Annotated in this window: 8 protein-coding genes; 4 read left to right on the plus strand and 4 right to left on the minus strand. The window is 65.5% G+C overall.

Annotated features, from left to right (window positions below):
- Positions 1-7 precede the first annotated feature (7 nt).
- Entirely contained in the window at positions 8-1,555 is a 1,548-nt protein-coding gene (locus ACREP4_RS15075; RefSeq protein WP_431597009.1) for a hypothetical protein, read from the minus strand.
- 61 nt (positions 1,556-1,616) lie between these two features.
- Positions 1,617-3,776 (minus strand): RelA/SpoT family protein, encoded by a 2,160-nt coding sequence (locus ACREP4_RS15080; RefSeq protein WP_431597010.1) that lies wholly within the window; start codon positions 3,774-3,776, stop codon positions 1,617-1,619.
- Between the two features lie 63 nt (positions 3,777-3,839).
- On the opposite strand from ACREP4_RS15080, the gene ACREP4_RS15085 reads away from it, so the two are divergent.
- On the plus strand, positions 3,840-4,355 hold the full coding sequence (locus ACREP4_RS15085) for a hypothetical protein (RefSeq protein ID WP_431597011.1): 516 nt from the start codon (positions 3,840-3,842) through the stop codon (positions 4,353-4,355).
- A gap of 91 nt (positions 4,356-4,446) precedes the next feature.
- The gene (locus tag ACREP4_RS15090) at positions 4,447-4,989 is read left to right on the plus strand and encodes a DUF4124 domain-containing protein (RefSeq protein WP_431597012.1); all 543 of its coding nucleotides are present in this window, start codon (positions 4,447-4,449) and stop codon (positions 4,987-4,989) included.
- A gap of 126 nt (positions 4,990-5,115) precedes the next feature.
- Here the strand turns inward: ACREP4_RS15090 and hrpA are convergent, their stop codons facing one another.
- Positions 5,116-9,357 carry an ATP-dependent RNA helicase HrpA gene (gene hrpA, locus ACREP4_RS15095; protein ID WP_431597013.1) on the minus strand — a complete coding sequence of 1,414 codons (4,242 nt, stop codon included), beginning with the start codon at positions 9,355-9,357 and terminating at the stop codon, positions 5,116-5,118.
- 88 nt (positions 9,358-9,445) lie between these two features.
- Between hrpA and ACREP4_RS15100 the strand changes: the two genes are divergently transcribed.
- Positions 9,446-9,994, plus strand: a complete 549-nt coding sequence (locus ACREP4_RS15100; RefSeq protein WP_431597014.1) for a Dps family protein — start codon at positions 9,446-9,448, stop codon at positions 9,992-9,994.
- A gap of 455 nt (positions 9,995-10,449) precedes the next feature.
- Positions 10,450-12,255 carry a DNA helicase RecQ gene (gene recQ / locus ACREP4_RS15105; protein ID WP_431597015.1) on the plus strand — a complete coding sequence of 602 codons (1,806 nt, stop codon included), beginning with the start codon at positions 10,450-10,452 and terminating at the stop codon, positions 12,253-12,255.
- Positions 12,256-12,286: 31 nt separating this feature from the next.
- On the opposite strand, the gene ACREP4_RS15110 is transcribed toward recQ, so the two are convergent.
- Positions 12,287-13,897, minus strand: a complete 1,611-nt coding sequence (locus ACREP4_RS15110; protein ID WP_431597016.1) for a ShlB/FhaC/HecB family hemolysin secretion/activation protein — start codon at positions 13,895-13,897, stop codon at positions 12,287-12,289.
- Positions 13,898-13,914 lie beyond the last annotated feature (17 nt).

Consider the following 13,914-nt stretch of genomic DNA (forward strand, 5'->3'; position numbering starts at 1 on the left):
TTGCGTGTTACGGCACCACGGTGCGCACGCGCTCGGCGAAGTCGCGGATTTCCGGGGTGGTGCTGTCTATTTCCTGCGCCTGTGCCAAGGCCTGCGCAGCGAATGCGGTATCGCCTGCACCCAAGCGCTCGCTGCCGACCGCGATCCAACGCTGCGCCAGTCGCCGCCGCGCCAGTGCCTGACCGGCATCGGTGGATGCCAAGGCCTGCCACGCATCCAGGCAGGTGCGCGCCGCGCGCAGACGATTGCCGCGCAGATTGTCTTCAAAGCAGCTGCGTGCCGCCGGCAGGATGCGGGCCGCGGCACGCTTGACCCGTGCGTCCTGCGGGGCCAGTGCCTGTGCGGCCTTGAAGCGGTCGTAGGCGCTGTTGCCCGGCGGCAACAGCCATTGCTCGCGCGCTTCGGCGACCTCCAGCTGGGCGAGCAGCTCCTTCAAGCGGCGTTCGCGGCCAGCCGCCGGCAGCGGCGCTTCCATCGACTTCTGTGCGGCGCGGGCGCGCTGCAGTGTGCGCGTGGCGGCAACGACCTCGGCGCTGCCGGGGGCAAGTTCGCGCGCCTGCGCCAACGCCTGCTCGGCCTGCTCGAAATGGAAATCCCCGGCCAGCCGCGCCACCTCCTGGGTCTGCAACAGGAGTACGCGCTGCAAGCCTTGCCGGGCGACCGGATCTTCGCTCACCGCCAGCACCTGCTGGAAGCCTGCGGCCGCTTTCTTCAATTGCCCGCGCGACAGATCGCGCTCGGCCTGCCGGCTGAGGCGCTCCAATGCGCCGTTCAAGGCGGCCTTTGCCGAAGGCAGATTGGCATGCCCGGGATCGTAGCTTTCCACCCGTTTGAGCAACGCGGCCGCCGCAGCGACATCGCCGGCCGATGCGCGTTGCGTGGCCTGTGCCAACAAATCCGACAGCGCTTCATCGCGCCCTTCCAGCGCGTGCATGCGATCCGGCTGCACCGCCAACACGCGCTGATACAACGGCAGTGCGCTGTCCGGGCCATCGTCCAATCGCCCTTCCGCCTGCGCGGCCTCGGCCTGGTGCAACAGCTGTTCGACGCTGTCGCGTTCGTGCGCATTGCGCGGCAAGGCTGCGACCAGCGGGTCAATCTCCGATGCGGGCGCCTGCAGTTGCCGCGCCAGTTCAAGGGCAGCGGTCGCAGCCGGGTAATCGCCCGCCGCCAGATGCGCACGCGCCTGATTCAGGGCGGTCTGCCCGGTCAGTGCCAAGGCTTGCTGCGCGTCACTGCGGTCTGGATCCAAGGCCGCCGCCGCCTCGAACAACTCGCGTGCACCGCTACCGTCTTCCGCACTCAAACGGCCCTCCCGCAGGGCTTGGCGGCCATCTTCGAGCAACTGTTGGACCTTGGTCTCCGGCCACATCGTGTCGGCTAATGGTTGCCGAAAAATTGCCAGCACCACCGCCAACACGGCCACGCCCAAGGCGATCCAGCGCCATGCACGCGGGCTGTTCCAGCCACGCGCCACCCACCACCGCAGATACAACCGCAGCCGTTCGCCGAGCGTTTCCAATACGTGTGCGCAGCGCTGCCGCCAGTTCTCCATGCCAACAAGCTTACTGTCAGATGCCGTCTACGGTTTGTCGCGATGCGTATGCGCAGGCCGGTTAGCCGAGCCTGCGCGCTTCATCGACGCCGGGCAGCGCATCCAGTTTGCCCAGCAAGGTGGAGAGCTGGCCGTAGTCGTTCACCTTCAAGCGCAGCCGCAGTTGCACCCGGCCGCTGCCGCGCACGTTGTCGCTGTTGATCTCGGTGACGTAGGCGTCTTCCTGCGCGATCAGGTTGGTGATGTCCTTGAGCAACCAACGCCGATCCATTGCGCGCACCACCACATCCACCTCGTAACCGGAGCCACTGCGGCCCCACTCCACCGGCAGCACGCGCTCCGGATGAGCCGCCGACAAGCGCGCCAGCGCGATGCAGTCCATGCGGTGCACGGTGACGCCGCGGGTGCGGGTGAGGTAGCCCTGGATCGGTTCGCCAGCTACCGGCTGGCAGCAACGCGCCAGCTGCACCAGCAGGTTGCCAACGCCTTGCACCGTGAAATCAGATTTGCCGGTGCTGCCACGGCGCGCGGTCGGGCGCGGCAGGGCCGGTGTCGTAGGCGGTGCCAACAGTGCTTTTTCCGCCTCCAGCAGCGCGCGGCTGACCTGGTTCGGCCCGGTGTCGCCCAGCGCAACCTGGATGTACAGATCATCGACGCTGTCCGCGTGGAACTTGCGCGCCGCCACCATCAGGTCCGAATGCTGCAGGCCCAGCCGCTTGAGTTCGCGATCCAGCAGATCGCGGCCGGCCTGCACGTTGCGGGCACGGTCCAACTTGTGGAACCAGTTGCGTACTTTTTCGCGCGACCGCCCGCTGGCGAGAAAACCGTTGGCCGGCATCAACCAATCACGGCGTGGATCGGCCTCCTTGCCGGTGAGGATTTCCACGCGGTCGCCGCTGCGCAGCCGGTAGGTCAGCGGCACGATGCGGCCGTTGATCTTTGCCCCACGGCAACGGTGCCCGACCATCGTGTGCACGTGGTAGGCAAAATCCAGCGGCGTGGCGCCGGCCGGCAGGTCCATCACCTCGCCCTTGGGGCTGAGCGCATAGACGCGGTCTTCGATCAGTTCGGCATCCAGCGCGCCGGCCAGGTCCTCGGGGCTGCCGGGCTCCTGCGCGTGTTCCAGCAGCTGCCGCATCCAGGTGATCTTGCGATCAAACGCCTTCTCAGCACCCTTGCCGCCTTCCTTGTACTTCCAGTGCGCGGCCACGCCCAGCTCGGCCTGCGCGTGCATTTCGTGAGTACGGATCTGTACTTCGATGGTGCGCCCTTCCGGGCCGATCACCGCCGTGTGCAGCGAGCGGTAATCGTTGGCCTTGGGCCGCGCGATGTAGTCATCGAACTCGCTGGGGATGGGCGTCCACAACGCGTGCACCGCGCCCAGTGCGGCGTAGCAGGCGGCCACGTCGTCCACCATCACCCGCACCGCACGCAGGTCGTACAGCTGCTCGAAGGCCAGCTGCTTCTTCTGCATCTTTCGCCAGATGCTGTAGATGTGCTTCGGCCTGCCGCTGACTTCGCCACGGATGCCCTGCTCTTCCAGCGCCGCCGACAGCTTCTTCTTCACTGCCTCGACATAGCGCTCGCGGGCGATGCGGGTTTCGTCCACCTCGCGCGCGATGTGGCGGTAGGTTTCCGGTTCGAGAAAGCGGAATGCCAGATCTTCCAGCTCCCACTTCAACTGCCAGATGCCCAGCCGGTTGGCCAGCGGTGCGTGGATATCACGGGTCAGCTGGGCCAGCGCGCGACGCTCGGCGTCGGGCAGTTTGTCGGCCGCACGCATGCTGGCCAGCTGCCGCGACAGCAGGATCGGCACCACCCGCAGGTCGTGGATGATGGACAGCAGCAGACGCCGCAGTCCTTCGGAATTGCGCCCGGCCTCACGCCCGGCATGCAGCGCCCAGACCTGGTCGGCCGCTTCCTGGCCATCAAGCAAACCACTCACGGCGGCCGCGGCGGTCCCCAGCGGCAACTCGGCCAAACGCGTCCGCAGCCCGGGCAGGTCGAACAACAGCGCGGCCACGATCACGCCTTCGTCGGCGGACAGCAGCGCCAGCGAGTCCAGCGTGTCAGACAGCACCGGCCAGGACAGGCGCGGGGCGTGATCGGTTTCGGGATGCTGCCAGCAGGCAAGCAAGGCCTGCCGCAGCGGCTCGGACAGGGCGCGGGTGGAGGCACGCTGCAGCAGCGTATCCAGGCCAGGGGAGGAGGTGCGATTCACAGCATTCAATTGCAGACGGTTGCCCCTACACTAGCGCCCAACCGCATTCGGGAACAATTGCCCATGAAGCTTCCGCGCCTGGCCGTACTGTTTGCCTTCACCGCCCTTTCACTTTCCGCCGTATCCAGCGCGCAGGCTCAACGCGCCGTCACCGGCGACCTGCAGCAGCAGATGTCCGCGACCGAGTTCAAGGCCGCCGGCTTGGACAAACTCAGTGCCCAGGAGCTGTCCACGCTGAACAACTGGCTGCAGGGCAAGGTGGAGCAGGCCGCCACCGTGGCGTTGGAACAGGCACGCGAAGAAGGCCGCCAGGAAGTTATCGTCAAGAATCGTGGCTTCCATGACTTTGGGTCCAGCGAGCCGATCCAGTCGCGTTTGACCGGCGAATTCACCGGCTTCGGCAAGGGCCGCCAGTTCACCCTGGACAACGGCCAGGTCTGGGAACAGACCGATGACGCCCGCGTTGGCGGGGTGCGCAAGCAGACGCCAGACGTGCGCATCACCCCCGGCCTGATGGGCGTGTGGTATCTGCAGGTGGACGGGCTCAACACCCGCGCCAAGGTCCGTCGGACCAAGTAAGCCCAGTCCCCATCACCCCGCCCTTCTCCGCTGTGAAGCCTGGAGAAGGGTACGGCTGCAGCCGCCCGCCCATCGCCAGACGACGTCACCCATGCGCGCAATTTTGATGCTCCTGTTGTTGCTGCTCCCGGCCAGCGCCTTTGCCCAGGTCTACAAGTGCAAAGGAAAATCCGGCGAAACCATGTACTCCGAGCATCCCTGTGATGCCCGCGCCGAACCGATGAAGCTGCGTGAGCATTCCGCGCCAACGCCGGTCGCAACGCCGGTGAGCTCGGAGACAGCGGTGCGTGACGAGCCTGGCCAGACCAGCGAAAGCGCCAGCCCGACAGCGACCGAGAGCGAGCGCGAGCGCGAAGCCAACCGCGACGCCGAGCGCAGCTGTATCGCCAATGCCACCGCGTCGGTGTACGGCCCGTCCAACGACCGCGTGAGCACGCTGCAGCAGCAGATGACGATGCTCGGCGAGCAACTGGCCAATGCACCGGACGCGCAGCGCAGCCAAGCCTTGCGCACGCGCATGGCCACGTTCCGCCAGGCCATTACCCGCGAACATGGCAACGCGCATACGCAGATGACCGCTGCGCGCCAGCGTTGCCTTGAGATGCACCGCCCGACGCAGACACCGGCGCGCTGACGCGCGTAGCCCCGGATGAAATCGCAGGCTGGGATGCAATCCCAGCGCGGTTGGTTACTTGCCCGGGGAACGCTGGGATTACGCTTCGCTTCATCCCAACCTACGCCCTGTTGCGCATTGCACCGATCAGCTGCGCAATGCCGCCACTCGCTGAGCAAGCTTCTTGGCTGAGATGCCGGAGCGGAAGCCCAGCTCCTGCGCGAACAACGACACCCGCAGTTCTTCGATATCCCAGCGCAGCGCGGCCCATTCCGGTCGTCCGGCATGGCCCCGTGCACGCGCCTCGTTCAACGCATCGACGAACGGCTTGAGTTCGAGCATCCGCGCCTGATCGCGCGGCGGATCACGCTTGGCACGCTCCGCACGCAGGATCATCGCCTTGAGGTAACGCGGGAACTGCGCCAGCGCATCGGCCGGTGTCTCGCGCAGGAAGCCGGCATGCACCAGGCCGGCCAACTGCGCTTCCATGTCGTCCAGGTTGCCGCGCGCCCAGCCCATCAACGGTGCTTCCAATTGCGGCTTCAGCTCGCCGACCAGGCCGAGAATGGTTTCGGCCAACTTGAGCCGCTCCATCGCCTCGCCGAACAGCCGCTTGGCGGCGTCAGCGCGGCGCAGCTCAAAGGTGTCGGGTGCGCGGATGGTGTCCAAACCATCGGCCAGCACCGCGTTCATCGCCGCATCGACCAGATCACCGCGCAGGCGCTCCTGCGACTCGATGGCCGCATACAACAGGCCGGTCTTGGGCGGCACCGGCAGTTGCTTGCGCGCTTGCTTGACCTTGTCCGCCAAGCCGATTTCCAGCAGCCGTCGAACGCCCAGCGGATGCAGTTGGAAGGCTTCCTTGCGGTCGGCAAAGATGCGCAACGCCGCCGCATCGCCGGTATCCACCAGCGCCGGGTATGCCGGCACACCGGCTTCGCCGGGCACCTGCTCGGGAATCGCGGTTGAGGGAAATTCGCGCAGACCTTCCGCCGCCAGCGCCTTGCCCGCACGCGCCGCGAACGCGCTGCCGGCACGCTCGCCGAAGCGCGCGCGCAATGCATCCAGATCGCGCGACATGGCCAGCAGCTTGACGCCTTCACTTCCACTTGCCGAAGCGGTTGGAGATGACTGATTTTCGGCGCCGCCCGACTTCCCACCGCCCGCTCTGCGGCCGGCAGAAGGCACCGCCTCAAACAGCCGCAGGTTCATGCGCAGATGCGGGTCCAGTGCTTCCACATCGAAGTCCGTCGCCGCCACGCTCGCGCCGGTGGCTTTGCTCAGAAAACGCGCCAGCTCACCGCGAATGTCATCGGCCGACGGCTCGGCCCAGGCCTCGAAGAAGGCGCGACCGAAATCCGGTGCCGGCACGTAATTGCGGCGCATCGCCTTGGGCAGGCTGCGGATCAACGCCGCCGCTTTCTCGGCGACAAAACCCGGCGCCAGCCACGACAAGCGTGCCGGGTCCAAGGCATTGAGCAGATGCAACGGCACATCCAGCGTCACGCCGTCGTCTTCGGCGCCCGGCTCGAAGCGGTAATGCATCGCCAGGCGCGCATCGCCCAGCGGGAAATACTTGGGATAGCGGTCCTGCTCGCTGCCCTCGCCCGGCAGCAGATCGGTCAATGACCACTGCAGGCTGTGGCGTTGTTCCGGCGCCAACGTCTTCCACCAACCCTCAAGCAGATTGGCCGAATGAATGTGGGACGGCACGCGGTCCAGGTACCAACGCGCCTGCCAGTTTTCATCGGCGACGATACCGGCACGGCGCAGCTTGGCTTCTTCTTCGCGCGCCTGCTCCAGCACTTTCAGGTTATCGGCGACAAAACTGACGCGGGTGTTGATCTCGCCGGTGACCAGCGCCTGCCGCACGAAGATGTCGTGCGCTTCACCCGGGTTGATCCGGCCGTAATGCACCGGCTTTTTCGGTGCCAGCACCAGCCCAAACAGACTGATCTGCTCCGACGCCAGCACCTGTCCCTGCGCACGCGACCAATGCGGATCGGAATGCTTGCGCGCAAGCAGATGCGGCAATTCGGCGATCACCCAATCCGGTTCGATGGACGCATTGGTCATGCCCCACACGCGCTGCGTATCCAGCAACGTGGCGCTGAGCACCCACGGCGGCGGCCGCTTGGCCAGCACCGAGCCGGGGAACAGATGGAAACGGCGCTGACGCGGCGCCTGGAAGTCGCCCTTGTCGGTGCGATGACCGACCTGCGTCGGCAAGCCGGCCAACACAGCCCGATGCAGCGCCTGGTAGGCGGCAATACGCACCTTGTCGGGGATGGAGGCAAAACCGGGGTCAGAGTCGGGTTTCCTCGCATTTTTCTCCGACACTGAAGGAGCAACAGGAAAACCCGACTCTGACCCCGGTTTCTTTCCCTCGCGCGCCAGGCGGGCGGCTTTGTGCTGCTCGCCGCGCGTGGCCTTGCGCTTGGCTTCGGCGTCGCCGCCGGCAGGCAATGCCGGCGGCGCCGACAACAGCGCCTTGCCGAAGGCATCGCCTTCATTGGTTTCCCAGCCCAGTTCGTCGCACAACAGACGCAGCTGACGATGCAGCTCGCGCCATTCGCGCATGCGCAGGAAACCCAGAAAGTGCCGGCCACACCAGTCGCGCAGCTTGGACTGGGTGAGGTCTTCGTGGGCGACACGATAGCCTTCCCACAAGCGCAGGATGCCGATGAATTCCGAACGCGCGTCGGCAAACAAGGCGTGCGCATTGTCGGCGGCCTCGCGGGATTCCGGCGGGCGTTCGCGCGGGTCCTGGATGCCCAGGAACGAGGCGATCACCAGCATCTCGCGCAGACAGCCGCCCTTCTGTGCGGCCACCAGCATGCGCGCCAGTTTCACGTCCACCGGCAGGCGTGCCATCTGCCGGCCGATTGCGGTGAGCTTGCGCTCGTCGTCAATTGCGCCCAACTCGGCCAGCTGCTGCCAACCGTCGGCGACAGCACGTTCGTCCGGTGCTTCCAGGAACGGGAATTCGTCGATCTGCCCCAGGCCCAGCTGCAACATGCGCAGGATCACGCCCGACAGCGAGGAGCGGCGGATTTCCGGATCAGTGAACTCCGCGCGCGACTGGAAATCGGCTTCCGAATACAGGCGGTAGCAGATGCCTTCGGCGATACGACCGCAGCGGCCCTTGCGCTGGTTGGCGCTGGCCTGCGACACCGGCTCGATATGCAGGCGGTCCAGCTTCTGTCGCGGGCTGTAGCGCTTGATGCGGGCAAAACCCGGGTCGATCACATAGCGGATGCGCGGCACCGTCAGCGAGGTTTCGGCCACGTTGGTGGTCAGCACCACGCGCCGCTTGGGGCCGGGATTGAACACGCGGTCTTGATCCTTGGCCGACAGCCGCGCGTACAGCGGCAGCACTTCGGTTTCGCGGTATTTGCGGCGTTCCAGCGCCTGATGCGTGTCGCGGATTTCGCGTTCGCCGGGCAGGAAGATCAGCACGTCACCGCGCGGATCGCTGCGGGTGATTTCATCCATGGCCGCAACGATGGCCGACACCGGATCGCCATCGGGCTCTTCGCGCCGGCCCCGTGCGCCGGCATCGGCGGTGGAAGCATCCGACGCTGACCCCGGTTTTTCATCCAGCGGCCGGTAACGCACTTCCACCGGGAAGGTACGGCCTTCCACGCTCACCACCGGCGCATTGCCGAAGTGACGCGAGAAACGCTCGGTATCAATGGTGGCCGAGGTGACGATCAGCTTCAGGTCCGGGCGCTTGCCCAGCAGCTGCTTCAGGTAGCCCAGCAGAAAATCGATGTTGAGGCTGCGTTCGTGCGCCTCGTCGATGATCAGCGTGTCGTAGCGCGACAACCAGCGGTCCGAGGCGATCTCGGCCAGCAGGATGCCGTCGGTCATGAACTTGATGCGGGTGTCTTCGCCCACCTTGTCGGTGAAACGCACCTGGTAGCCGACCACCGAGCCCAACTCGGTCCGCAGCTCTTCGGCCACGCGCGCGGCCACCGCACGGGCGGCAATACGGCGCGGCTGGGTGCAGCCGATCATGCCCGCCTCGCCACGCCCGGCCGCCAGACACAGTTTCGGCAGCTGGGTGGTTTTGCCCGAGCCGGTTTCGCCGGCGATCACCACCACTTGGTGGTCGCGGATCAATGCGGTGATCTGTTCGGCTTCACGCGCGATTGGCAGCGCATCGTCCATGGTGATGGTGATCTGCTGCGCGGCTCGCCGCTGGCGCTGGGCGCACGAACGCTCCAGCAGCTGTGCGAAGGCCTGCTCACTGGCGGCGTCGGCCGGCTTGCTCTGCCAACGCGACCACAGGCCAAGCAGGCGCCCACGGTCACGGCTGCTTGCGCCGTCAATGGCCTTGCGGGCGTCGCGCAGGCGCGCGGCAGTGTCTTTTTCGATAGCGCTCATCAATCGTTCAACGTGAAAACTTGAAATACCGGTATGTTTGCCGGAACGGTATTGTGAAGCCATTCAACCCGCCAAGGAGAAATGCGTCATGGCCAAGGCCAAAAGCACCAGCAAAGTCGAAGCAGGCAAGAAGAAGTTGGCAGCCGCCGCACCGACGGCCCCGGGCATCAATATCGGGATCAAGGACAGTGATCGCAAGAAAGTGGCCGACGGCTTGTCGCACTTCCTCGCCGACGCTTACACGCTGTACCTGAAGACCCACAACTTCCATTGGAACGTGACCGGGCCGATGTTCAACTCGCTGCACACCATGTTCGAGGCGCAGTACACCGAGCAGTGGGCCGCATTGGATGAAATCGCCGAGCGCATCCGCGCCCTGGGCTTCAACGCGCCGGGTTCCTACCGCGAATTCGCGGCCCTGACCTCGATTGCCGAGGAGCCAGGCCTGAGCAACAGTGCTGACTGGCAGGAAATGGTACGCCAGCTGGTCGCCGCCAACGAAGCGGTCTGCCGCACCGCACGCAAGGTGCTGGACGTGGCCGACGACGTGGACGACGCCCCCAGCGAAGACCTGCTGACCCAGCGCCTGCAGACCCACGAAAAGTACGCGTGGATGCTGCGTTCGCTGCTGCAGTAATTCCTTCGGGCCTTCGCCCCTGCTGGATTTCCCTGGTTCCGCCTGCGGAACCAGGGATCCTGCTTCATCTGCCAGCCAGATCCCCCCGCCTTCGGCGCGCCCTCGCCATGCTGCCGGTCTGCCTGTAGTGCCGAGCCATGCTCGGCTGGGAACTTTCCCGGGAAGTCGGGAATGAAGCAAAGGCGCGGCTGCGCCGGCCCCTCTCCTGCCTTCGGCATCCTCTCCCGCGAGGGGAGAGGCCAAATTCAGCAACCTCCCGATTCCGCCAATCCCGCAATGCTTCCGGTTTGCCTGTAGTGCCGAGCCATGCTCGGCTGGGAGCTTTCCCGGGAAGTCGGGAATGGAGCAAAGGCGCGGCTGCGCCGGCCCCTCTCCTGCCTTCGGCATCCTCTCCCGCGAGGGGAGAGGCTAAATGCAGCAGCCTCCCGATTCCGCCAATCCCGTAAACTAGCGCGATGCCCCACAGTCCCGCGCAAGAGCTGCTTTCCAGCGTTTTCGGTTACGACAGTTTCCGCGGCGACCAGCAGGCCATCGTCGAACATGTCGCCAGCGGCAACGATGCCCTGGTGCTGATGCCGACCGGTGGCGGCAAATCCCTGTGCTATCAGATCCCCGCGCTGCTGCGCGATGGCTGCGGCATTGTCATCTCGCCATTGATCGCGCTGATGCAGGACCAGGTGGAAGCGCTGCGTCAGGCCGGTGTCCGCGCCGAGTTCCTCAACTCCACGCTGGATGCCGAAACCGCCGCGCGGGTGGAACGCGAGCTGCTCTCGGGCGAGCTGCAGCTGCTGTACGTGGCGCCGGAGCGCTTGCTGACGGGGCGTTTCCTCTCTTTGCTGGAACGCAGCCGGATTGCGCTGTTCGCCATCGATGAAGCGCACTGCGTGTCGCAGTGGGGGCACGATTTCCGCCCGGAATACCGCCAGCTGACCGTGCTGCACGAGCGCTGGCCAGACATCCCGCGCATCGCCCTGACCGCCACTGCTGATCCACCGACCCAGCGCGAAATCGCCGAGCGTCTGGATCTGACCACCGCGCGCCACTTCGTCAGCTCGTTCGACCGCCCCAACATCCGCTACACCGTGGTACAGAAGGACAACGCCAAGCGTCAGCTGCTGGGCTTCCTCAAGGATCACCGCGACGAAGCCGGCATCGTGTACTGCATGTCACGCCGCAAGGTTGAAGAGACCGCCGAGTTCCTGTGCCAGCAAGGCATGAACGCCCTGCCCTATCACGCCGGCCTGCCGGCCGAGGTGCGCGCCGCCAACCAGCGCCGCTTCCTGCGCGAAGACGGCATCGTGATGTGCGCCACCATCGCCTTCGGCATGGGCATCGACAAGCCGGATGTGCGTTTCGTCGCGCATACCGACCTACCCAAGTCGATGGAAGGCTATTACCAGGAAACCGGCCGCGCCGGCCGCGATGGCGAGTCTGCCGAAGCGTGGCTGTGTTACGGGCTGGGCGACGTGGTGCTGCTCAAGCAGATGATCGAACAATCCGAGGCTGGCGAAGAGCGCAAGCAACTCGAACGCGCCAAACTCGATCACCTGCTGGGCTACTGCGAATCCATGCAATGCCGTCGCCAGGTGCTGCTCGCCGGCTTTGGCGAAACCTATCCCAAGCCCTGCGGTAACTGCGACAACTGCCTCACTCCGCCCGCGGCATGGGACGCCACCGTGCCGGCACAAAAGGCGCTGAGTTGTGTTTACCGCAGCGGCCAGCGTTTTGGCGTGGGCCATTTGATCGACATCCTGCGCGGCAGCGACGCTGAGCGCCTGCGCCAGCTTGGCCACGACAAATTGAGTACCTACGGCATCGGCAGCGATCTGGATGCACGCAGCTGGCGTGGCGTGTTCCGGCAGTTGGTCGCCGCCAGTCTGTTGGAAGTGGACCCGACCGCGCACGGTGGCCTGCGCCTGACCGACGCCAGTCGCGATGTCCTCAAGGGCCGTCGGCAGATGATGATGCGTCGCGAAAGCCCGGCCACCCGCGAACGCGAGCGCAGTAGCGGCCCGCGCACCGGCCTGCCGGTGCAGCCGCAGGATCTGGCGCTGTTCAACGCCCTGCGCGGGCTGCGTGCGGAATTGGCGCGCGAACAGAACGTGCCGGCCTTCGTCATCTTCCACGACAGCACGCTACGCAACATCGCCGAACAACGCCCGACCAGCGTCGATGCGCTGGGCCGGGTCGGCGGCATTGGTGGCAGCAAGCTGGCTCGCTACGGCGAGCGTCTGGTGGACATCGTGCGCGAGCAGGGCTGATCCGCCACTGCCCGCGCCCTGACGCCTGCAATTACCAGCGTGCGCTGATGCGGAAATCGGCGCGCACGCTGTCCTGATTCTTGAGCACGTCATCCAGGGGATGGCCCAGATCCAGGCTGTAGCTGTAGCGGCTGGCGAACTGGCCATTCAGGCCCAAGCCCACGCTGCTGATGCTGGCGGCCATTGGGAAGTCACCACGCACATCGCCGTGGTCGAAGAACACATACACATCGTGCGCCTGCCGATACGGGCGGTGCAGTTCCACGCTGCCGAAATAGCCTTTCACACCGGACAACGCGCCACGGACATAACCGCGCACGCTGCCGATACCGCCCACCTGGAACAGGTTGCTCGATGGCAGGAAGTCGCCATTGGTGAACTGCCAACCCAGCTGCGCGCGATACAGGAAGCCACTTGCGCCGATCCGCTGCGTCCACGACGTGCTGCCATTGGCGGTGGTGAAGTTGCGACCCTCCGCCAGGGTTTCGTCGGTCTGGATACGCGACACGCCTTGGTAGAACGTCCAGTCGTAACCGTCGTTGCGGTAGCCGGTGCTCAGCCCCAGCGTCATGACGGTTGAATCGATCTCCGAAACGCGCACGCCAGCAATCTCGGAAATGGAGTTGCTGCGGCCAATGCTGGCCGTGGTGGAGAGTATCCAATGCTGGTTGGCGATCCACGGCTGGGTGAAGTCCAGACCGTAGTTGGTGGATTCACCGGTGATATCGAGATCGCGATAGGCGCCGTCGATGATGTTGATCTGGTTGCGCGAGACATTCACACCCAAGCGGCCATTGCGCTTGTTGATGATGCCCGAATACGACACGCGCCCTTCCAGGCCCCCGCGCGAGTACGCCACCGAGCCGGACAACAGATCGTTGATGCTCGCCAAGCCCCAGAACTGCCCCTGCACGCCGTAGCGCTCGCGGCCCGTGCTCTCCACGCCGGAGTTGTCGACGAACACGCCCCAATTGCCGCGGTCCGGTGTCTCGGTCATCAGCACGATGTCGGTTTGGCCGGCCGTTTCACCGGGGCGCAACAGCGCGCGCACCTGCAGATCGCTGGTGCGATTGAGATAGACCAGGTCGTCGCGCAGACGATTGGTCTGCACCACCTCGCCCACCGGCTGGTGGATACGCTTTTCGACAAAGCGCACCGGCACCTTGCCTTCACCGGTCACCTGCAATTGCCCCAGCCGCCCTTCCATCAGCGTGACTTCAACCCGCCCGCCTTCGATGGATTGCTCGCGCAGCAAGGCCTTGGCGGTGGTGATGCCCTGTGCCTCGTAAGCGGCATTGACCTCCGCCACCATCTGGTTCAACTCCGCCAGACTCACTTCGCGTCCCTGGTAGCGGGCGCGAATGGTGTCCAGCGTGTCGGCGGCAAGCAGCTCCGACGGACTGAAACTGACTTCCTTCAACAGAAAGCGGGTGGAAGCGTCGCCAGCGGGCTGCACGTCGCTGGCCGGTGCTTCCTGCTGCAGCGGATCCACCACCGGCTGGCGTGGTTGCAATGGCTGGCGCTGCTCGTAGTACCCGTCGATCCGCTGTGCGGCTGCCTGGCCTTCGCTGGCCGTTGTCGACTGCGCGCTGGCCATGCAGGGCAACAGCGCGCTGCCAATGAGGAGCATCCCTCGATACATGCTTCTATTCCTGTAGT

The organism is Stenotrophomonas sp., from assembly GCF_050737575.1.
In the GTDB taxonomy this organism is placed as follows: Bacteria; Pseudomonadota; Gammaproteobacteria; order Xanthomonadales; family Xanthomonadaceae; genus Stenotrophomonas.

What these genes read in the sequence shown, in the direction of transcription:
- ACREP4_RS15090 (WP_431597012.1), top strand. Translation starts at nt 4,447, where the DNA reads ATGCGCGCAATTTTGATGCTCCTGTTGTTGCTGCTCCCGGCCAGCGCC.
- ACREP4_RS15110 (WP_431597016.1), bottom strand. Translation starts at nt 13,897, where the DNA reads ATGTATCGAGGGATGCTCCTCATTGGCAGCGCGCTGTTGCCCTGCATG.
- ACREP4_RS15075 (WP_431597009.1), bottom strand. Translation starts at nt 1,555, where the DNA reads ATGGAGAACTGGCGGCAGCGCTGCGCACACGTATTGGAAACGCTCGGC.
- ACREP4_RS15100 (WP_431597014.1), top strand. Translation starts at nt 9,446, where the DNA reads ATGGCCAAGGCCAAAAGCACCAGCAAAGTCGAAGCAGGCAAGAAGAAG.
- recQ (WP_431597015.1), top strand. Translation starts at nt 10,450, where the DNA reads ATGCCCCACAGTCCCGCGCAAGAGCTGCTTTCCAGCGTTTTCGGTTAC.
- hrpA (WP_431597013.1), bottom strand. Translation starts at nt 9,357, where the DNA reads ATGAGCGCTATCGAAAAAGACACTGCCGCGCGCCTGCGCGACGCCCGC.
- ACREP4_RS15085 (WP_431597011.1), top strand. Translation starts at nt 3,840, where the DNA reads ATGAAGCTTCCGCGCCTGGCCGTACTGTTTGCCTTCACCGCCCTTTCA.